Origin of the sequence: Paraburkholderia sp. EG304 (assembly GCF_046543485.1) — a bacterium.
In the GTDB taxonomy this organism is placed as follows: Bacteria; Pseudomonadota; Gammaproteobacteria; order Burkholderiales; family Burkholderiaceae; genus Paraburkholderia; species Paraburkholderia youngii.
In genome coordinates this window covers 1-1,049 of the sequence record NZ_JBKGUA010000235.1, presented here as the reverse complement: position 1 = coordinate 1,049, position 1,049 = coordinate 1, and the positions used below count along the sequence as shown (strand labels likewise).

The following is a 1,049-nucleotide window of genomic DNA, read 5'->3' as shown; positions in this document are numbered from 1 at the left end:
AGAGCCGCTAACACAAGTCATCAAGTGCGACGCGTGTCGCCGTCCGCCGGACGTAAATCGGCAATGTAGTGGATGGCAAAGCTCTTCTCTGCCTTGTCACATTCAACAACCTGAATATGGGAATTTGAAGCCGTGACCTGCTGTACGACCAGCAGTTGCCTACCCGGACGCGCGCGATTGGTAACGGTCGGGTGCGAAGCTCCGGGGACAACGTACCCTCCGTTAAGGCGGTTCACCCGGGCAACCGGGAAGGAATCGACACTGCCAGCAGCCGTGCGGTGTGGGGGCCAGGCAAGTTCCGCATGCACAACGTACGTGAACTGCTGACAGAATCCTCGTTATTGTGAAAGAGCCCAAGCTGCTGTTGGCTCTGACCAAAAGGTATATGGCTGGTTGCGCCTTTTTGATGTGGGCGCACGCCCGTCGTCAAAACGCCATCGGGGAAGAGGCAGGTGCTAACCGGACAGGCCCAGAAGTGCTCGGGTCGGTGGAGATGGAAACGCGGGAACCCCGATTTCCCTTGTCTCGGTTTCGGGACGAATCGACGATGCGACGCTAGCGAAGGTTGCGTATGCACAGACGCAGCCGGCAGCAGCACGATGCTTAACGCCGTGCGCGAGCCGTATTCGGGGAAACTCGCACGTACGGTTCTTCGGGGGCCGCGTTTCTGAGAGGGAACGCGGCTACCCTCTCGAAGCGCGAGCAGATAAGGGCAGCAGCCAAGGAAAGCAAAGCACTATGAATGTCGAGACGCCGTTCGAAACGAATGCGCAGTTTGCCGAAACCGGCAAACCATGCATGCGTGCGCTCGACCACCCAGCGATGCTGCCCGGGCCGCTCCTTGCTTTCCACGCCGCGACGGGCAATACGGGCCGTGATTCCGCGCTGCTTCAGGTAACGCCGACAGCGGGCAAAGTCATTGCCCTTGTCCGCACGCAACTTGCCCGGGCGTTTGCGGGGATGGCCATTCAGACCCGAGACTGCCGGAATGGCATCGAGCGTGGGCTCGAATGCCATCGAGTCGTGTCGGTTGGCGCCCGTGACCGTGA

The 1,049-nt window shown here is 60.2% G+C and carries 1 pseudogene; it reads right to left on the bottom strand.

Annotation, left to right across the window (positions count from 1 at the left end):
- Positions 1-693: 693 nt before the first annotated feature.
- Positions 694-1,049, bottom strand: a pseudogene (locus ACLFKU_RS43560) (transposase); the annotation flags it as partial.